The organism is Streptomyces sp. NPDC046887 (genome assembly GCF_040644755.1).
GTDB classification, from domain to species: domain Bacteria; phylum Actinomycetota; class Actinomycetes; order Streptomycetales; family Streptomycetaceae; genus Streptomyces; species Streptomyces lichenis.
The window spans coordinates 17,350-35,855 of the sequence record NZ_JBEYXH010000019.1 but is presented as its reverse complement, the minus strand read 5'-3'; the positions used below and the strand labels follow the sequence as shown (position 1 = coordinate 35,855).

General features: G+C 75.0%; 16 protein-coding genes. 6 read left to right on the top strand and 10 right to left on the bottom strand.

Features of this window, described 5'->3' with window-relative positions:
- Positions 1–176: 176 nt before the first annotated feature.
- From ABZ945_RS18870 to ABZ945_RS18860, 3 genes are all read right to left on the bottom strand, one after another.
- A complete protein-coding gene (locus ABZ945_RS18870) occupies positions 177–2,369 on the bottom strand; it encodes an EAL domain-containing protein (protein WP_361270534.1) in 2,193 nt (730 codons plus the stop codon).
- On the bottom strand, positions 2,366–3,178 hold the full coding sequence (locus ABZ945_RS18865; RefSeq protein ID WP_361270531.1) for an SAM-dependent methyltransferase: 813 nt from the start codon (positions 3,176–3,178) through the stop codon (positions 2,366–2,368). The genes ABZ945_RS18870 and ABZ945_RS18865 overlap by 4 nt, the downstream gene beginning before the upstream one ends.
- 716 nt (positions 3,179–3,894) lie before the next feature.
- The gene (locus ABZ945_RS18860) at positions 3,895–4,905 is read right to left on the bottom strand and encodes an SCO0930 family lipoprotein (protein WP_361270528.1); all 1,011 of its coding nucleotides are present in this window, start codon (positions 4,903–4,905) and stop codon (positions 3,895–3,897) included.
- A 310-nt stretch (positions 4,906–5,215) separates the two neighbouring features.
- On the opposite strand from ABZ945_RS18860, the gene ABZ945_RS18855 reads away from it, so the two are divergent.
- From ABZ945_RS18855 to ABZ945_RS18845, 3 genes are all read left to right on the top strand, one after another.
- Positions 5,216–5,830, top strand: coding sequence for a hypothetical protein (locus ABZ945_RS18855; protein WP_361270525.1), 615 nt, complete (start codon positions 5,216–5,218; stop codon positions 5,828–5,830).
- A gap of 65 nt (positions 5,831–5,895) precedes the next feature.
- Entirely contained in the window at positions 5,896–6,660 is a 765-nt protein-coding gene (locus ABZ945_RS18850; protein ID WP_361270523.1) for a DUF4239 domain-containing protein, read from the top strand.
- 291 nt (positions 6,661–6,951) lie between these two features.
- Entirely contained in the window at positions 6,952–7,509 is a 558-nt protein-coding gene (locus ABZ945_RS18845; protein WP_361270520.1) for a hypothetical protein, read from the top strand.
- Between the two features lie 1,011 nt (positions 7,510–8,520).
- On the opposite strand, the gene ABZ945_RS18840 is transcribed toward ABZ945_RS18845, so the two are convergent.
- Positions 8,521–9,141: a hypothetical protein gene (locus tag ABZ945_RS18840; RefSeq protein ID WP_361270517.1), complete on the bottom strand. Its 621-nt coding sequence runs from the start codon at positions 9,139–9,141 to the stop codon at positions 8,521–8,523.
- A gap of 473 nt (positions 9,142–9,614) precedes the next feature.
- Here ABZ945_RS18840 and ABZ945_RS18835 point away from each other — a divergent pair, with 473 nt between their 5' ends.
- On the top strand, positions 9,615–10,271 hold the full coding sequence (locus tag ABZ945_RS18835) for a class F sortase (RefSeq protein WP_361270514.1): 657 nt from the start codon (positions 9,615–9,617) through the stop codon (positions 10,269–10,271).
- 158 nt (positions 10,272–10,429) lie between these two features.
- Here the strand turns inward: ABZ945_RS18835 and ABZ945_RS18830 are convergent, their stop codons facing one another.
- Positions 10,430–11,392, bottom strand: coding sequence for a polysaccharide deacetylase family protein (locus ABZ945_RS18830; protein WP_361270511.1), 963 nt, complete (start codon positions 11,390–11,392; stop codon positions 10,430–10,432).
- A 241-nt stretch (positions 11,393–11,633) separates the two neighbouring features.
- The gene (locus ABZ945_RS18825) at positions 11,634–12,839 is read right to left on the bottom strand and encodes a CapA family protein (protein ID WP_361270509.1); all 1,206 of its coding nucleotides are present in this window, start codon (positions 12,837–12,839) and stop codon (positions 11,634–11,636) included.
- A gap of 329 nt (positions 12,840–13,168) precedes the next feature.
- Between ABZ945_RS18825 and ABZ945_RS18820 the strand changes: the two genes are divergently transcribed.
- Both ABZ945_RS18820 and ABZ945_RS18815 read left to right on the top strand, forming a co-directional pair.
- A complete protein-coding gene (locus ABZ945_RS18820) occupies positions 13,169–13,720 on the top strand; it encodes a sigma-70 family RNA polymerase sigma factor (RefSeq protein ID WP_361270506.1) in 552 nt (183 codons plus the stop codon).
- 284 nt (positions 13,721–14,004) lie between these two features.
- Positions 14,005–14,583: a hypothetical protein gene (locus ABZ945_RS18815; RefSeq protein WP_361270503.1), complete on the top strand. Its 579-nt coding sequence runs from the start codon at positions 14,005–14,007 to the stop codon at positions 14,581–14,583.
- Positions 14,584–14,595: 12 nt separating this feature from the next.
- Here the strand turns inward: ABZ945_RS18815 and ABZ945_RS18810 are convergent, their stop codons facing one another.
- The 4 genes from ABZ945_RS18810 to ABZ945_RS18795 are packed head-to-tail and all read right to left on the bottom strand — an operon-like array spanning position 14,596 to position 18,309.
- On the bottom strand, positions 14,596–14,820 hold the full coding sequence (locus ABZ945_RS18810; protein WP_361270501.1) for a DUF6296 family protein: 225 nt from the start codon (positions 14,818–14,820) through the stop codon (positions 14,596–14,598).
- A gap of 44 nt (positions 14,821–14,864) precedes the next feature.
- On the bottom strand, positions 14,865–16,085 hold the full coding sequence (locus ABZ945_RS18805; protein ID WP_361270499.1) for a histidine kinase: 1,221 nt from the start codon (positions 16,083–16,085) through the stop codon (positions 14,865–14,867).
- Positions 16,082–17,851, bottom strand: coding sequence for a cation acetate symporter (locus ABZ945_RS18800; protein WP_361270497.1), 1,770 nt, complete (start codon positions 17,849–17,851; stop codon positions 16,082–16,084). Before ABZ945_RS18800 ends, ABZ945_RS18805 begins: the two co-directional genes overlap by 4 nt.
- Entirely contained in the window at positions 17,848–18,309 is a 462-nt protein-coding gene (locus ABZ945_RS18795) for a hypothetical protein (protein WP_361270495.1), read from the bottom strand. Before ABZ945_RS18795 ends, ABZ945_RS18800 begins: the two co-directional genes overlap by 4 nt.
- Between the last annotated feature and the right edge of the window lie 197 nt (positions 18,310–18,506).

Genomic DNA, 18,506 nt, shown 5'->3' with positions numbered 1-18,506 from the left:
TGTCGCCAACCGGGGTGGGGCTGGGCAGGGCCGGGCGGCCCAGGGGCGGCACTGGGCGGCCCAGGGGCGGCACCACTCCGCGACGGCGCGGGGCCGCCTCAGGTCACGTCGGCCCGAGGCGGCCTCGGATCGCGTCGGGCCGGGACGGCGTCAGGTCACGCCGTGCCGGGGCGGTGTCAGATCGCGTCGGCGAGGAGCAGGGAGTGGATGCGGTCCGGCGCTCCGGGTCGGGCGTAGTACCAGCCCTGGGCGGTGTCGCAGCCCAGTTCGCGCAGCTGCTCGGCCTGGGCGCCGGTCTCCACGCCCTCCACGGTGACGGCCAGCTGGAGGCTGTGGGCCAGCGAGACGATGCCCTCCACGATCTTCAGGTCCACCGGGTCGACCGGGTGGGTCTGCATGCCCTGGGTGAAGGAGCGGTCCAGCTTGAGGACGCTGACCGGCAGCCGGCGCAGGTTGGCGAGGTTGGAGTAGCCGGTGCCGAAGTCGTCCAGCGCGATGTCCACGCCCATCTCGGCGAGCTGCCGCAGCGGCTTGAGCAGGTCCTCGTCGGCGCCGATGAGCGCGGACTCGGTCACCTCCAGGCAGAGCGCGCCCGGGTCGAGGCCGGAGCGCTCCAGCACGTCCACGGTGTCGGCGACCAGCCCGGGGTGGTGCAGCTGGGTCGGCGACAGGTTGACGTTGATGCGCAGCGGGCCGCCGTCGGAGTGGCTGCGGTTCCAGAACCGGGCCTGGCGCACCGCCTCCTGGAGCACCCAGCGGCCGAGCGGGACGATCAGCCCGGTGTGCTCGGCGAGCGGGATGAACCGGTCGGGGCCGAGCACGCCGTGCTGCGGGTGGCACCAGCGCACCAGGGCCTCGGCGCCGTGCACGGTGCCGTCGCCGAGGTGGACCAGCGGCTGGTACTCGATGAAGAACTCGCCACGGTCCAGCGCCGCGGGCAGCGCGGTGGTGAGCCCGTGCCGGGTGATGGCGCGGGCGTCGGCCTCCGCGTCGGCCCGCTCGAAGCGGTTGCCGCCGGCGGACTTGGCCCGGTACATGGTGATGTCGGCGCTGCGGAGCACCTCGGCGGCGCTGCGTTCGCCGCCGGCCGGGCCCTCGACGACGCCGATGCTGCCGCGTACGGCCAGTTCCCGGCCGTCGAGGCGGATGGGCGAGGAGAGGACGTGGAGGATGCGCCGGGCCAGTTCGCCGGCCTCGTCCTCGTCGGACGCGGGGCCGGTGGTCAGGGCGACGAACTCGTCGCCGCCGAGCCGGGCGACCATCTCGCCGGGCCGGGTGGCGCAGCTCTGGAGGCGGTCGGCGACCTCCACCAGCAGCCGGTCGCCGGCGGAGTGGCCGAGGCTGTCGTTGATGGCCTTGAAGCCGTCGAGGTCCAGGTAGCACAGGCCGAAGCGGGTGCCGCCGCCGGCCGCCAGGACCTTGTCCAGCCGTTCGAAGAACAGGGTGCGGTTGGGCAGGCCGGTGAGGGCGTCGTGGGTGGCCTCGTAGCGCAGCCGCAGGTTGAGCAGCCGGCGTTCGGTGGTGTCCTCCATCAGGGCCAGCTGGTACTGCGGCCGTCCGTCGGCGTCGCGCAGCAGTGAGACGGTGAGGTTGGTCCACAGGACGGTGCCGTCGCCGCGGTAGTAGGGCTTCTCCACCCGGTAGTGGTCGCGTTCGCCGCGGACCAGCTCCCCGTACATCCGCCAGACCTGCGGCCCGTCCTCGGGGTGCACCCAGTCGGTGGTCCTGCGCCCGCGGATGTGGGTCTCCAGTCCGCCGAACATCCGGGTGAGGGTGTCGTTGACCTCCAGGATGGTGCCGTCCAGGTCGGCGATGCCGATGCCGACGGCCGCCCCGTCGAAGACGGCGCGGAACCGGGCCTCGGTGGCGTGCAGCGCCTCCTCGGCGAGGCTGCGGGCGGCGAGCGCCGAGCGGGCGATGGCCTCCTGCTCGGTGAGGGTGCGCTGGCGCAGCGCCCGGGCGAAGCCGGCGGCCAGGGCGTGCTGGAGCCGGGCGCTGCGGGCCCGCAGTTCCTCGGCGGTGTCCTGGGCGGGGCGGCCGCAGTAGAGCACCAGGTAGGACTCGACGACGCCGAGGGTGCGGCTGAGCGCGTCGGGGTCGGTGCAGTGGGCGGCCACCAGGGCGGCGCCCACCCGGCCCGCGGGGGCGGTGTCGAAGGGCCGGCCGTGCAGGGCGTCGCTCAGTTCCCGCGCCCAGGGCAGCAGGTGGAGTTCGAACTCCGGGCGGGTCAGGGAGGTCGCGGTGACCGGGAAGATGGCCCGGCTCCAGATGGTCGCGAAGCGCCGGATCCTGTCCTCCAGGACCAGGTCCAGATCCTCTGGTTCCTCCGGCTCGGGGCCGGAGCCGGAGGGCCGTACGGGCATGCTCACGCCTTGCGTCCCACCCCTGCGAAGCCGGAGAAGGCGTACGGGTCTTCCTGGTCGACGGGGTTTTCAGGCCGCCAGTCGGCCAGCGGCACCAGGCCGGGCTCGACCAGTTCGAAGCCGTCGAAGAAGCGGGCGACCTCGTCGCGGGAGCGCATGACCAGGGGGTTGCGGATGTCCCGGTAGACGCTGACGGTGCCGGCGGCGACGTCGCGCGGCAGCGGGATGCCCTCGTAGGAGGCGTGGGTGAGGATCAGCAGGCTGCCGGGGGCGAGCGCGTCGCGCAGTTCGGCGACGGCGCGTCCGGGCTCGTCGGCGTCCTCCAGGAAGTGCAGTACGGCGACGAGCAGCAGGGCGACGGGCCGGTCGAGGTCCAGCAGGGCGGCGGTCTCGGGGCTGTGCAGGATGTCGCGCGGCTTGCGCAGGTCGGCGGCGAGCACGCCGGTGCGGTCGTTCCCGGCCAGTACCGCCTTGCTGTGGGCGACGGCGACCGGGTCGTGGTCGACGTACAGCACCCGGGCGTCGGGGGTGGCGTTCTGGGCGACCTCGTGGACGTTGCCGAAGGTGGGGATGCCCGAGCCGATGTCGAGGAACTGGGTGATGCCCTGGTCCACGGCGAACCGGACGGCCCGGCGCATCACGGCCCGGTTGGCCTGCATGACCTTGGGGAGGCCGGGCATGAACTCCATCGCCTTGCGGGCCGCCTCGCGGTCGACCTCGAAGTTGTGCGAGCCGCCCAGGTAGTAGTCGTAGATCCGGGACACGCTCGGCACCGATATGTCGATGCCGGACGGGGCCCAGGCGGGACGCTCCATCGATGTCTCCCACAGGTCGCCATGGCCGAAATTGCCGCGGGTACGGCTAGGTGTTCGAGCCGAGGCTACTGATCGCCCGCCAAGAGGGCGAGAGGAAACGGAAATTCGCGGTCCGTTCTTGGTCACACGTCCCGGTCACAGACCGGCGGCACGTGCGATCCTCCGGTCCCCGGCCGTGCCCGCGGCAACTGCCCCTCGCGCCACCGCGCCGCCACCGTGGGCCTTCCGCGGGCGCCAGGGGCAGGGGTACGGCGGGGCCGCCCCCGGGGCCGGGTGCCACCGGGCTTCCCCCGCCGGTGCGCGGCGGACCCCGATGCGTGACCGCGGCTGACCCCACCGCACTCCCCCGCCGGCGCGCGCCGGAAGCCGGAGCCGGGTGCCACCGGTGCGCGGCGGACCGCGGCGCGCAACGCGGCCGGGCGGCGCCGGACTCCCGCCGGTGCGGGGAGGGAGCGACGGACGGCCTGTCCCGGCGCGGTCTCCGGCACAGTCGAGCCGGCGTGAGCGGGGCGACCCGATCGGACGCCCCCGCCGGTGCGGGACGGGCCCCGGTGCGTGACCGCGGCCGGGGGCCGCCAGGGAGGAACGCCGACCGGCCCGTCCGCCGCAGCGAGTGCGGGGACGGGCCGGCGGTGTCCCGGCCGGGGCGCGGCCGGGACGTGCGGGGCCTGTCCTTCCCTCCAGGCCCCGCGAGGTCGGAAGCGCGCGTGGGGACTCTACTTGGACGCTCCGACCAGCTTTCCCTGCGGTGAGACGGCCCACCAGGTGCCGCCCACGCCCTGGCCGTTGGTGTCACCGGGCTTCTTGTCGCCGGCGAAGGTGTACAGCGGCCAGCAGTCGATGGTCTGCTGCTTCAGCCCGTCGGGGCGGTTGAAGGTGACATAGCCCTTGGTGGAGATGCCCTCGGTGTCGTTCTTCTCCACCGGGGCGACGACCGGCCACTTCTTGAGGCACTCGCCGGTGCAGGCGGTCTTCATCGGCCAGGCCGAGTCCTTCTGGAAGCGGTAGACCGTCATCCCGGCGCGGTCCACCACGATCTCGCCGAGGTCGGGGTCCTTGCGCACGGACAGCCCCGCGAGATCGGCCGGGGCCGCCTCGGCACCCTCGCCGGCCCCCTCCTCGGCACCCTCCTCCTCCGCGCCCGCGTCCTGGCCCGAACCGGCGCCGGGGGACGCCTTCTTGCCGTCGGGGGCCGCCGCGTACCAGGTGCCGCCGACCCCCTGGCCGTTCACGTCCCCGGGCTGGGTGTCCTTGGCGTACCGGTACATCGGCCAGCCGTCCACGGTGAGCTGCTTGGTGCCGTCGGCGCGGGCCACCTCGCCCAGCAGGGCGGCGTCCACGCCGGCCGGGGGCTTGGCTCCCTCGGCGGAGACCACCGGCCAGGCCTTGGCGCAGTCGCCCTCGCAGGCCGACTTGGGCGGGTTGGCGGAGTCCTTGTCGAAGCGGTAGAGGGTGAAGCCCTCGCCGTCGGTGAGGACCTCGCCCGCCTTGTCGGTCTCCTCGGCGGCGAGCTGCCCGGCCGGGGTGGCCGCGGCCTTGGCGCCGCCGCCCGCCGCGCCGTAGTCGGAGCCGTAGCCGCCCGCGTTGTCGGCGGGCGCTCCCGCCGGGGCGGCGGCGCCGACCGAACCCGCGGGCGCCTGGCCGCCGTTGTCCTGGCCGCACGCCGTCGTCAGTGCGAGTACGGCCGCCGCGGTCAGCACGAGCGAGGCGTTTCGCCAGGTGTTCATGGTCAACTCCCGTAGGGTGAAGTTACGTTGGCGACGCCCGGGCGTGCCGTTCATGGCCATCAGTACGGGCCGGGGGGCCGTGGGCGTTCAACGGCTCGGGAACTTTTTCCGCGGCGGGGCCGGCGCCGCCGTATCCGGTGTCCACACGCACCCTCGGCGCCCGCGTGTCCGACGAGGCCGAAGCGTCGGCGCCCGGACGGCGGACGCCGTACATCCGCACGGCAAACCCCGCGCCGCCGAAAACCCCCCATCAGGCGAATCGGTGCGATTTTCCTGCTGCGTACGGCCGCGTCCGCCCATGCTCGTCGGCGTGTACGCATCCCCTGCCGCCCGGTTCGCCGCGGCGGCCGCACTCGGCTGGCTGCTCGCCGTCCCGGCGCCCGCGGCGGCGGACAGCTGCGCCATCGCCCATATCGGTCCGGGCGGACCGGGGACCTCGGTCGCGGTGGCGGGCGGCGCCGTCTGCTGGACCGGCCCCACCTCCACGCCCACGCCCACGCCGACACCCACGCCCACCCCGTCGCCGCCGACCCCCTCGCCGACGGCTCCGCCCCGGCCGTCGCCGCCCGCGCCCCGGCCGACCCCGCGGCCGCCCGACCCGGTGCCCCCGCCGGCTCCGGAACCGCCGCCCCCGGCCGAGCCCGTACCGCCGCCGGCGCCCGAGCCCCCGCCCGCACGGGCGGCACCCGCGCCGCCGCCACCGCCCCGTCCGGCCCCGGTGCCCCCGCCCGCACCTCGTCCGGCTCCGAGTCCGCGCCCGACGCTCACTCCGCTGCCGTCGCCGGAACCGGTGGCCCGGTCCTCGTACCGGCGGGCGCAGCGGGCCGAGCCGGCGGGCGGTCCGTCACCGGTGACCGTGATGCTGCTGATCACCGCCCCCGCGCTGCTGGCCGCCGCCATCCTGCGCCCCCGGTCTTCCCGCTAGGCCGCCCCTCACCACCTGACCTGACCAGCCCTGACCTCACCGAAGCACACCGTTGGGAGCCGACCGTGTCGCACTGGGTCGTCCTGTCCATCGCGATGGCCTCCGCCTGCGCGGTCGTCCTGGCCATCGTCGTCTTCAACAACCGGAGGATCGGCGAGGACGACGATCCCTCCGAGACCCCGGACGTCCTCGAGTACATGACGATGATGATCGGCGTGGTGTACGCCATCGTCCTCGGGCTCGCCATCGCGGGCGTCTGGGAGGGCCGCAGCGCGGCACAGGAGAGCGTCCGCCAGGAGGCGCAGGCGCTGCACGAGGTGGACGTCCGGGTCGAGGTGTGGCCCGCCGCCGTCCGGGAGCGGATCCGCTCCGACGTACGGGCGTACGTCACCCAGGTCACCGGTCCGGAGTGGCGGAGCATGGCCGAGCGCGGCGAGCTGACCGAGGAGGGCACAAAACTGCTGGAGCGGGTGCGCCGCTCGGTCACCGACTACGAGCCGGCCACCGACCACGAGGGGGAGGCGTACCAGCCGCTGGTGGACCAGGTCGCGGCGGTGGACGACGCCCGCGCCTCCCGGGCGGGCAACGCGGGGTCCACCATGCCGGGGGTGGTGTGGTTCGGCCTGATCATCGGTGCGCTGGTGACGGTGGGGCTGATCTTCACCCTGCAGATCCGCCGCACCTTCCGCGAGCTGCTGCTCGCGGGGTTGTTCAGCGCGCTGATCGCCTTCCTGCTGTTCCTGATCTGGGCCCTGGACGCCCCGTTCGGGCTGGGTATCTCCGCCACCCGGGAGCCGTTCGAGCTGCTGTTCCCGGCGGTGGCGCGCTGAGACCTTCGAGAAGCGCGCCGGGGGGCGGACGGGCGGCGTCCGTTGACGGCGGGCAGGCCCATCGGGGGTGGCGGAGCCGCCGGACGGCCCGCTTGTGGGCCTGGACGGCCCCGGATGGCCCCGCCCGAACGTCGCCGGGGTAGGCCGTGTGGGTGACTCGGATGACCCGTTCGCACGACGGGGATCGCGGCTGTGGTAGAGCGCTCCTAGCGTGAGCCGGAGTCGAGGTGCATTTCGGAACCTTCGCGGAAACACGTTCCGCGGCTGCTCCTCGGGACCGGAGGATCGACGATGCGCGCGATAGGTGCCGCCTCCGCCGCTCTGCTCGGAGCGGCCGCTTACGCCCTGACCACCGTCCCCGCCGCCGCGGCGGCCCCCGGGGCCAAGGCTCCCGGTGACTTCACCGTCAGCCCCACCAGCGTCCAGCCCGGCGGGCGGGTCGTCCTGACGGCACCCGGCTGCTCCGGCACCGCGATGGCGTCCGCGGGCGTCTTTGACACCACGACCATCCCGGCCGGCCGCTCGGTGGCGGCCACCGTCGACTGGGACGCCCGCCGCGGTGCCGTCTACACCGTCAACTTCACCTGCGCGGGTGGCACCCCAGGCTCGGCGCAGCTGACCATCGCGCAGAGCGCGGGCTCGTCCACCACGTCCTCCACCACGATGCCCTCGGCGAGCGCCACCCGGTCGGCGACCCCGGCGCCCTCGCAGGGGGTGCGCGGTGGCGTGGGCGGCAGCATCGGCGGCTGGAACGCGGGCGAGCTGGCGGCCGGTACGGCGCTGGCGGTGGCGGCCGCGACCGGCATCGTCTACGCGGTGCGCCGCCGCGCCGACAACCGCCGGCACTGAACTGGCCCGCAGGCACTGAACTGGCCGCCGGCACTGATCGGGCCGTCGGGGCACGGACCCGGCCGCAGGCGCTGACCTGGCCGTCGGGGCACGGACCCGGCCGCGGGTGCTGACCTGGCCGTCGGCACAGACCCGGCCGCAGGCGCTGATCGGGCCGTCGGCACGATCCGGCCGCCCCTCACGGCTCGGCCCGGTGCCCGGCCTCGCCTCCTCGCCCCGACCCCGCCGGGCCATGGCCCGCCCAGGCGTCGGCCCGTCTGTCACGGCCGGCGCCCCGGTCCGGTCCCGGCTGACCCGCCATGGCCACCCCGGCAGCCGCCCGGTGCCGGCTGACCCGCCACGGCCTTGGCTCGGCGCCGGCTGATCCATCCCGGACGGCCTCCGGCCCGGCCGCCACTCCGCCTCGGCCGTCGGCACGGTCCCGGTCCCACTCGGGCGCACTCGGGCGCAGCTGTCGGGGCTGTCCCGGCCCGGCCTGCCATTGCCCGGCCCCGGCACTCGGTGGCCCGCCCCGGACGCCCGGTCCTGGCCTGGTAGCCGCATGCCGGCACTGGCCCGGCCCCGCACTCCATGGCCCGCCCCGGATGCGATCCTGACCCGGTCGCCGCTCTGCCGGCACTGGCCCGGTCGCCGCGGAGGCCGCACTGGCCTGGTCGTCGCTCTGCCGGTCCTGGCCCGGTGTCGGCTCTGCCCGCACGGGCCCGGTCGCCGCTTTGGTCGGCCCGGCTGGGCGATAACCGGGGCTCGGCCTGGCTGGGCGATGTCCGGGGCGGTGGGTGCGGGTCGCTTGCGGGGGTCGGTCCTGCGCTGCCTTTCCTGCTCTTGCCGCCCTGCCCGCTTCCTTCTCTCTTGGGCAACGAATCGGCGGGGGTGGGAAGTGCCCGGTCGGGGGTGGGTGGCGAGATGTCGCCATATTCTTCCGGAGCGCGCCCGGAACGCCCGTCGCCCCGAGCATCCCAGTGGGAGCTCGGGGCGACGGGCGTGGTCAGCCGGACCGGGAGGTTCGGCCGGTCAGGCGTTCCCGCCGATCAGGCGGCGGCGCCGGCTGATGAACAGCCCGCCGCCGATGGCCGCCGTACCGACCAGGCTCGCGCCGATGGCGGTCTCGGTGGAGCTCGGCGCCATGGAACCGCCGAGGCCACCCTCGGTGCCGCGGCCCCGGATGACGGTGAAGGTACGGGTCACGACCAGGCCGTTGCCACCGCGGCCGAACTCGCCGTCGCCGCCGAAGCCGTCACCACCCCGGCCGCCGTCTCCGCCGCGTCCGCCGTCGCCGCCCCGCCCGCCGTTGCCGCCGGAGCCGGTGTCGTTGCAGCGCACGGCCAGGGTGTACTGGCCCGGCGTGGCGTGGTCGTACACGCGGGGGGTGGCCGCCGACTGGCCCGAGCGGTTGATGGTGAGTGCCGTCCGCGGGAAGGCGTTGGACGAGACCACGCCGCCGCGGGAGCAGCCCGACGCGCTGACCGCGAGCTGGCCGCCCTGGTGCACCCGACTCGGCTCGACGGTGACGTTGGTCGGACCGTTGTTCGGGCCGCCGCCGTTCGGTGCGCTGGTGGCAGCGGCCACCGGGACGCAGAGCCCGATGGCCGCGCCGGCGGTGGCGGCGACCACGAGAGCGCGTGAAGCACGCATGGTTGAACCTCCAGTGGAAGACGCTCCGAAGCGGCGCTCCGGTGGATTCGACGAGTACGCCCTCCACGAGGAACTGTCACAAGTGGGTCGTATAAGCGCATTTCGGGACTCGGCCACCCCGGTGAGGCGACACGCCGAGGCGGCGGACCGCCAGGACGATGGATCCGCAGGTCACACCCCGTCAGCCGGTCGTCCGGCACGAACACCCGGACGGGGCAACCCCGGCGGCCCCTGGAGGTCGAAGCGGCGCTCACGACGGGCGGACTTGGGCGGACCCGAGCGGACCCGGCCGAACCCGGGCGGGGGGTGCGCGGTGGGGGGCCGGTACGGGCCGGGGGTGGCCGCCCACCCGTTCGCCCCGTTCGGATGGCGGGGGTAGCCGCCACCCGTTCGCCCCGTTCGGATGGCCGGGGTTGCGGGGCGCGCTTACCGTGCGGGGAACGCCGCGGGTACGCCGCCGCGAAGGGAGAGACATGGGCCTGGGACGCCGCAGTGGCTTCGCCGAGCTGAGGAGACCGTCGCCGTGGGGCGCGCTGGCGCTCGTCATGCTGTCCGGTCTGGCGATGATGCGGAACGGGGCGGACACTGACCCAGGGCCGCCGCAGCCCACCCGGCTCGCCGCCTCCGCGCAGAGTCAACAGGGCACCGCGCCCGTGGCCGGTCTGGAGCCGCTGGAGTACGCCCCGGCCTCCCGGGTGCGGATCGCCTCCATCGGCGTGGACGCCCCGGTGATGGACGTGGGTCTCGACCGTGAGGGCTGGATCGACGCTCCCCCGGCCCAGGACCCCAACATGGCCGGCTGGTACCAGAACGGCATCTCCCCCGGGCAGCGAGGGACCTCGGTCGTCGTGGGCCATGTCGACAACGAGGCGGGCCCCGCCGTCTTCTACCGCCTCGGCGCCATCAAGGGCGGGGAGCAGGTGGAGGTCACCCGGTTCGACGGGCGGATCGCCGTGTTCGAGGTCTACGGCATCGAGGTGTTCTCCAAGGAGGACTTCCCCGGGGTACGGGTCTACGGCGACACCGGCCATCCCGAGCTGCGGGTCATCACCTGCGGCGGCGGCTACTCCAAGGCGAACGGCTACGACGGCAATGTGGTGGTGTTCGCGCGGATGGTGGAGGTGCGCTGAGCCTGGGGTGATGCGTCACTGATGCGTCACTGATGCGTCTGTGATGCTTCGCGGGTGAAGGCCCCGGCACCGTCGGAAGGCGGGCGCCGGGGCCTTTGCAGATGCCGGACTTCCAGAACTTCGCGCGGAGGCCGGACTTCCGAAGCAGGAGCGGGGCTTCAGCGGCGGGGGACGGTGAGGCGGTAGCCGTTGTCCAGCAGTTCGGGGAGGTAGCGGTCCAGGGCGGCCACGGTGCCCGAGCGGTCGCCGCCCGCGTCGTGCGAGAGGACCACGACGCCGGGCGCCGCACCGGCCCGGACCCGGCTCACGATGGCGTCCGCGCCGGGCTCGGTCCAGTCGAGGGTGTCGACGGTCCAGGCCAGCGGTTCCATGCCGAGCTCGGCCCCGATCTCGAAGGAGTGCCGGTTCCAGGCCCCGAACGGGGCGCGGTACCAGAGCGGCGCCGCGCCGGTGAGGCGTTCGATGGTCTCGCTGGTGCTGCCCAGTTCCGTACGGATCCGGGAGGGGCGCAGCGAGGGGATGAGCGGGTGCGACCAGGAGTGGTTGCCCAGCACATGGCCCTCGTCGTTGATCCGCCGCACCAGATCGGGGTGGGCGTCGGCCATCTCACCGCAGAGGAAGAACATCGCCCGCACCCGGTGGCGGCGGAGGGTGTCCAGGATGGGCGGGGTGTAGCGGGGGTCGGGTCCGTCGTCGAAGGTGAGGACCATGGTCCGGCCGGTCTGCGCGACCTGGAGGAAGGGCCGGGTACGGACCGGGGGGAGCGCCCGCCGGAAGCGCGGGGGTGTGTACGCGGTCATCGGCTGGAGGCGGTAGCCGGTGGCGGGGGCCCGCCCCGCGGCGGCGGCCTGCGGGCCGGCGGCGCCCGGGACGGCCACACCGTCGGCGAACGCGCCCGCGGCGGGTCCCGGACCGGCGGCGGCCGAGGGGGCCGGGGCGGCGGAGGGCGGTGGGCTTCCGGGTACGGCGGAGGGGGTGGCGATGGGGCCGGGTCCGGGCGCCGCCGTGTCGAAGGCGCCGAACCGGTCCGCGGCGAACACCCCGGCCGCCGTGGTGGCGCCGAGCGCCGCGGCGATACGGAGCACCGTGCGCCGCCCGGGTGTCGTCTGGTGTGCAGTCATGGCTCTTCCCTCGCAGGGCATACGCGTCCGGGCGGCGGGGTGGGGTGACTCGGTTCGGTTCGGGGGCCCGTATGGGCAGGGGGGCGGGGCCGGAGCCGTACGAGCCGAGGCCGGAGCCGTACGGGGCGGGCCCGCGCCGACCGGAGGCCGGGGCCGGGGGTGGGCCCGCGCGGCCCGGGGCCCCGGGCCGGGGAGGCGTACGCCGCCCGGACGGAGGCGGGTGGACGGGGCGGGTGCCGGGTTACTGGGGCATGGTGAGGCCGTCGGCGGCGGCGCCTCGGCTGAGGACGACCTGGCGGATGCGGTCGCGTACGTCGGTGAGCTGCTCGCCCCGGCGGATGGCCACGCCCAGGTCGGTGACCCGCCCGGTCTGGGTGTTGAACCACTGGGGCAGGAACTCGGCCTTGGAGACCGTCCAGCGGCCCTCGGGCTCCTTGGGCGGGGTGAAGGTGAAGCGGCCGATGCTGCCCTGGTTGCCGCGCGGGTCGAAGGCCCCGTTGTAGTTGATCATGTCGCCGGCGATCTGGTCGCCCATGCCGTAGACGATCCAGGTCCCGTTGACCTTCTCGTAGGCCTGCGGTACGTGGGCATGGGTGCCGATGATCAGGTCGATGTCCGGACGCCCCTCGTCGGAGGTGGAGGCGGTGAGGTTGTGGCCGAGGTCCAGCTGGTCCTGGTCGGGCTCGGTCTCCCATTCGGTGCCCCAGTGCAGGCTGACCACGACCACGTCGGCGCCGGCCGCCCGGGCCGCGCGGGAGTCCTCGACGATCTTCGCCTCGTCCATGATGTTCACCGACCAGGGCTTGTCCTCGGGGATCTTGTCGCCGTTGATCCCGTAGGTGTAGGCGAGGTGGGCCACGGTCGCCCCGCCGGCCTTGAGCAGGGTGGGGCGCTGCGCCTCGGCGGGGTTGCGGGCGGAGCCGGCGTGGCGCACCCCGGCCTTGTCGAAGGCGTCGAGGGTGCGGGTGAGTCCGGCGGTGCCGTCGTCCAGGGTGTGGTTGGAGGCGGTGGAGCAGGAGTCGTAGCCGGTGGCGGCGAGCGCGGTGGCGATGTGCGGCGGCGACTTGAAGGAGGGGTAGCCGGTGAAGGGGCCCTCGTCCTTCCCGTACACCGTCTCCATATGGCAGATGGCGAGGTCGGCGGCGGAGATGACCGGTTTGACGCCGGCGAGCATGGGGCGGAAGTCGTAGCCGTCACCGCCCGCGTCGGCCTGGGCCTGGCGGATGATCGAGGCGTGCGGCAGGACGTCGCCGGTGGCGGCGAGGGTGAACGGCCGCGGGGTGGCGGTGGGGCCGCCGGCCGAGGAGGGTACGGGGTCGGCGGCCGGCCGGGACGGGGCCGGCGGGGTGGGCGCGGTCTGCGGGACGGCGCCCGCGCAGCCCGCCACCGCGGTGAGCAGGACGGCGGCGGCCGCCACCGTGGTCCGTCGCGTGCGTGTGGAGGTCATCAGCCGGCTCCATGGGGGCGTCGGGCGTCGGGAACTGCCTGAATCCCTATGGAGAACGACAATCAGCCAATCCTCTTATCGGAAGAATCACACAAATAACCCGTACGGGAGGATTTCTGCGGCCATCGCGGCGCGTCGCGCCCGTGGCCTACCCTCCGCGAGCCACCCGCGTGCCGTTCGCCGCTCGGAGCGACCGCTCGTCGCACGGCGCGGCCCATCCGTTGTCCCCGCCGCCCGCGATGGGTTCCGATACGCCCGGCGGGCCGGGGACGGGGGACGGCGGCCGGAGAGGACGGAAGCGGGAGAGGGAGAAGGGGAGGGAGTGGACGATGACGGCTACGGCGGTGACCACCGATGAACGGGCCCTCGCGGAGCTCCAGCGCGACCACGGGCCGGCGCTGCTGGGCTTCCTGCTCGGACTGACCTATGGCGACCGGCAGCGCGCGGAGGACCTGGTGCAGGAGACCCTGCTCCGGGCCTGGCAGCACCCGGAGGCCTTCGAGGCGCCGTACTCCTCGATGCGGCCCTGGCTGTTCACCGTGGGCCGGCGGCTGGCGATCGACGCCCGGCGCTCCCGGCTGGCCCGCCCGGCGGAGATCGGCGACAGTGCGCTGGACGGTGCGCCCGACCCCTCGGACGCCACCGAGTCCGCGGTCGCCGCGCTGGACGTCCGCGCCGCCGTCCGCGAGCTCAGCCCGGAGCACCGGGCGGTGCTGGTGCGGATCTACTTCGACGGACTCAGCGTCCAGGAGGCCGCGGCCGATCTCGGCATCCCGGCGGGGACGGTCAAGTCCCGTTCCCACTACGCGCTGCGCGCCCTCGGCCGGGGCCTGCCCGGCTACTCCCCCGCGCGTACCGCGGTCGCGCGCACCGGCCGTTGACCTTCGGGCAGCGGGCGGTGGGTGGTCGTTCGGCGTTCGGACGCGGCCGCCCGAAGGGGTTCCCCAGGGGTCACGGCGGCACCGGTGGTGGCGGTGCGCCTCCCCACCACCAGCCGGCGGCCGAAATGTAGGCGACACCACACTCCGGATTGAGCGAACGGGGCGGAGCGGCCGTGTCCGACGGTGGAGGCTCATTCCCGGGACCCGCCGCGGTCCGGCGCGGTGCTGCGCGGGGGCGGGCCCTCACCCCACATGTTCGACAGGTCCGGGAGTAGGTGGAAGCGGTGCGCTCCGACAGCGTGAACGGCACCGGCGGAGGCGGCACGTACGGCACCGGCGGAGGCGGCGCGCACGGCACCGGCTCAGGCGGGCTCGCCGTGCCGATGGCCTGGTTGTGCGCCGAGTACACGGCCGGTGAGCTGCTGGCGGACGGGGGGCTGGCCGCTCCGGGCTCGCTGGAGTACGAGGCGGCCCGGCGCGCCCTGGCGCTCACCGTCTATCTGGACGACCGCCCCCTCGGCGGCGCCCCGGAGGACGGAGGGCGGGTCGAGGACCCGGTGGCGCGGTGGCTGCTGCGCACCGCCCATGGCCACCCGTGGCCGCGCTGGGTGGGTTCCGGACTCACCGAAGCCGGCGACGGCGGTACGGACGGGGGCGGCGTGGCGCTGGCGCGGGCGGCGTGGCGGCGGCTGGAGGCGACGCAGCTGCTGGCCGCCGACCTGGGCGGGCCGGACGGGGCCGCACCGGGCCGGGGGCCGGGGGCCGACCCGGCCCGTGTCACGGTCGACGAGAGCCGCCGGGTCTGGATGCCGTCGTGGCAGGTGGCGCTGCCCCTGGTCCATCTGACCCTGCGGCTGCTGTGAGCGCTCGTGGGTTCAGCGGGTGTGGGGCTCCACGGGGCGGGCCCGGACCCGGACCATGGGGTCCTGGTAGCCGCCGCTGCGCAGCATCCGCACCTCGCCCCGGTCGCTGATCTCCGCCAGCACGATCGCGGTGTCGTCCGCGTAGATGGGATGGCCGCCGGACCCGGTCCGCTCGGTGCGGTGCACCAGGACCGTGTCCTCGCCGAACGCCAACTCGTAGGCATCATGAACACGCATGGCTTATTCCTCCATCCCCCGCCGCGTCCCCATAACGGGACGCTTCACACCTGACCGGACAGGGGTGGATCGCGGTGGACACCCGCGTGGTACTTGGGGATACGGACGGTGACCTTCATGCCCGCGCCGAGCCCCGTCTCGGCCACCAGCCCGTGGTCGTCGCCGTACACCTGGCGCAGCCGTTCGTCCACGTTGGACAGGCCGACGCCGGATGCCTGGGCGCTCTGACCGGAAAGGATTCCCCGCAGTGCCGCCGGGTCCATCCCGACGCCGTCGTCCTCGATGGTGACCACGGCCTCCGCGCCCGCGTCACGGGCGGCGATGGTGATCCGGCAGGCCGCCCGGGAGTCCTCCAGGCCGTGTTTGACGGCGTTCTCCACCAGCGGTTGGAGGCAGAGGAAGGGCAGGGTCACCGGCAGCACCTCGGGGGCGACCTGGAGGGTGACCCGCAGCCGGTCGCCGAAGCGGGCCCCGGCGAGCGCCAGATACTGCTCGATGGAGCGCAGTTCGTCGGCGAGCTGGGTGAACTCCCCGTGCCGGCGGAAGGAGTAGCGGGTGAAGTCGGCGAACTCCAGCAGCAGGTCCCGGGCCCGTTCCGGGTCGGTGCGGACGAAGGAGGCGATGGCGGCGAGCGAGTTGAAGATGAAGTGCGGGGATATCTGGGCGCGCAGCGCTCGTATCTCGGCCTCGAACAGCCGGGTGCGGGAGCGGTCCAGCTCGGCGAGCTCCAGTTGGACCGACACCCAGCGCGCCACCTCGGTCGCGGCCCGGACCAGGACCGCCGACTCGCGCGAGCCGTAGGCGACCAGCGCGCCCACCACCCCGTCCTCCCCGGTGAGCGGGGTGATGACGGCCCAGCGCAGCGGGCAGTCCGGCTGGTCGCAGTCGCTGCGCAGGCTCTCGCCGCGGCCGGTGCGCAGCAGCTCCGCGACCCGCTGGAGCACCTGTGCGCGGTGGTGGTCGGCGCCGGGACCGTCCCAGGCCAGTACGGCCACGCGGTCGGTGAGGCAGAGCGCCTCGGTGCCGAGCAGCGGGCGCAGTCTGCGGGCGGCCTTGCGGGCGGTGTCCTCGGTGAGTCCGGCGCGCAGCGGCGGGGCCGCCAGGGAGGCGGTGTGCAGGGTGTGGAAGGTGGCGTGTTCGACGGGGGTGCCGAGGTCGAGTCCGTCGCGTCCGGCGCGCCGGGCGGCGGCCCGGCCGAGGACGAAGCCGGCGGTGAGCAGCAGTGCGGCGGCCGCGGCCAGCCCGGCGAGCAGGGTCCCGGTCACGGCCGGGCCTCCCAGGCGGCGGTACGGGCGGTCCGGGCGGTCGTGGTACGCGGAGCGGAGGGGCCGGCCAGGTCCTCGGGCAGATGGAGCCGGGCCAGTACGGCGGGGGTGCCGGGCGGTATCCGGCGCGGGGTGGCCAGCGAGACGGCGGCCATGGTGAGGAAGCCCAGCGGCACCGACCAGACCGCGGGCCAGGCCATCAGGGTGTGCGCCCAGCCCTCGGGGGCGGCCCCGGCCCGGGTGGCCATCACGGCGGTGAGCGCCGCGCCGCCGCCCGCGATCAGTCCGGCGGCCGCCCCGGGCGGGGTGAGCCGCCGCCACCAGATGCCCAGCACCAGCAGCGGGCAGAAGGAGGACGCCGACACCGCGAACGCCAGGCCCACCGCGTCGGCCACCGGGACGTTCCGCGCCACCAGCGACACCGCGAAGGGGACGGCCATGGCGAGCGCGGTGGCCAGCCGGAAGTGCCGTACCCCGCGGGTCGGCAGCACGTCCTGGGTGAGCACCCCGGCCACCGACATGGTGAGTCCGGAGGCGGTGGAGAGGAAGGCGGCGAAGGCCCCGCCGGCGAGCAGGGCGCCCAGCAGGTCCCCGGCGAGGCCGCCGAGGAGCCGGTCCGGCAGGACGAGCACGGCGGCGTCCGCGGCGCCGGTCAGGGCCAGCTCGGGCGCGTAGATCCGGCCCAGTGCCCCGTACACCGGTGGCAGCAGGTAGAAGACGCCGACCAGTCCGAGCACCACCAGGGTGGTGCGGCGGGCGGCGCGGCCGTTCGGGCTGGTGTAGAAGCGGACGGCGACATGCGGCAGGCCCATGGTGCCGAGGAAGGTGGCGAGGATCAGCCCGTAGGTGGCGTACAGCTGGCGTCCGTCCCGGCCGTCGGCCAGCGGCTGGGACCAGCCCAGCGGGTCGCCGCCGGCGGCGGCCCGCTCCGGTACGGGGGCGCCCGCGGGGAAGCCGAGGAGGGTGCCGGCCTCGATAGTGTGCGGGCCCGCGTCGAGCCCGACCCGTTCGCCTCGGTGGGCGGCCCCGTCGATCCGCCCGGTGGCGGTCACCGTGAGCGGTGCGGCGACCTCCACCCGTACCGTCTCGGCCAGCCGCACCGAGGTGTGCTCCCGGAAGACGGCCGGGGCGTCCAGCCGGGCGCGCGGGGAGCCGTCGCCGACCCAGGCGGCGGCCAGGAAGAACACCGGCACCAGCAGGGCGGTCAGTTTCAGCCAGTACTGGAAGGCCTGCACGAAGGTGATGCTGCGCATCCCGCCGGCCGCGACCGCGCCGGTGACCACCACCGCGACCACGCAGCCGCCGACCCAGTCCGGCGCGCCGGTGAGGATCTCCAGGACCAGTCCGGCGCTCTGGAGCTGGGGCAGCAGATAGAGCCAGCCGATGCCGACGACGAACAGGCTGGCCAGCCGCCTCACCCGGGCGGACTCCAGGCGCGCCTCGGCGAAGTCGGGCAGGGTGTACGCGCCGGAGCGGCGCAGCGGGGCGGCGACCAGCACCAGGAGCACCAGATAGCCGGCGGTGTAGCCGACCGGGTACCAGAGCATGTCCGGCCCCTGGAGGAGGACCAGTCCGGCGATGCCGAGGAAGGAGGCGGCGGACAGGTACTCGCCGCTGATGGCGGCGGCGTTGAGCCCGGGGCGGACGCCGCGGGAGGCCACGTAGAAGTCGGAGGTGGTACGGGAGATCCGCAGCCCGAGGGCGCCGACCAGCACGGTGGCGGCGGTGACGGCGGTGACGGCCGCGACCGCGTAGCTCTGGTTCACCGGCGCCCGGCGCCCTTGAGCCGGCCGCGAGGGCCGCCCGGGGGCGGGGCGTCGGCGGTGTCGCGCCGCCCCTCCACCAGCCCGGTGAAGTCGCGTTCGTTGCGTTCGGCGCGGCGTACGTACCGGCGGGCGATCAGCCACATCACCGGGTACGCGGCGACTCCGAGGGCGGCCCAGACCAGCGGCCCGGCCGGCGCGCCGCCACCGCCGAGCGCGCCGGGCAGGGTGAACAGCAGCGGCAGGGAGCCGACCAGCAGGGCCAGCGCGGCGAGCGCCCAGAGCGCGGCCCGCAGCTGGCTGCGCATCAGGGAGCGGACATAGGTGTGGCCCAGGGTGGTCTGCTCGCTGATCTCGGAGCGGGCGGCGGCGGGTGGGAGGGTACGGCGGCGGGCCGCCCTGGGCGTACCGGTGACCGTCTCGCGGCGCGGCCGGCGCGCGGGCGGGGGCTCTGGGGGCATCGCGGGGTCCGTGGGTCGGGGCGGTGCGTAAGCAGCGGCTGCGGTCGGGGCGGCGATCGGGGCGACGGTCGTCGGAGTCTACGCACCGGCGGGCGGGGCGCACAGGGGCGGTGGACCGGGGGCGGTGGCCGGGGGCAGTGGCCGGGGCCGGGCCGGGGACGGTGGCCGGGGCCGGGCGGGGACGGTGGGCGGAGGCG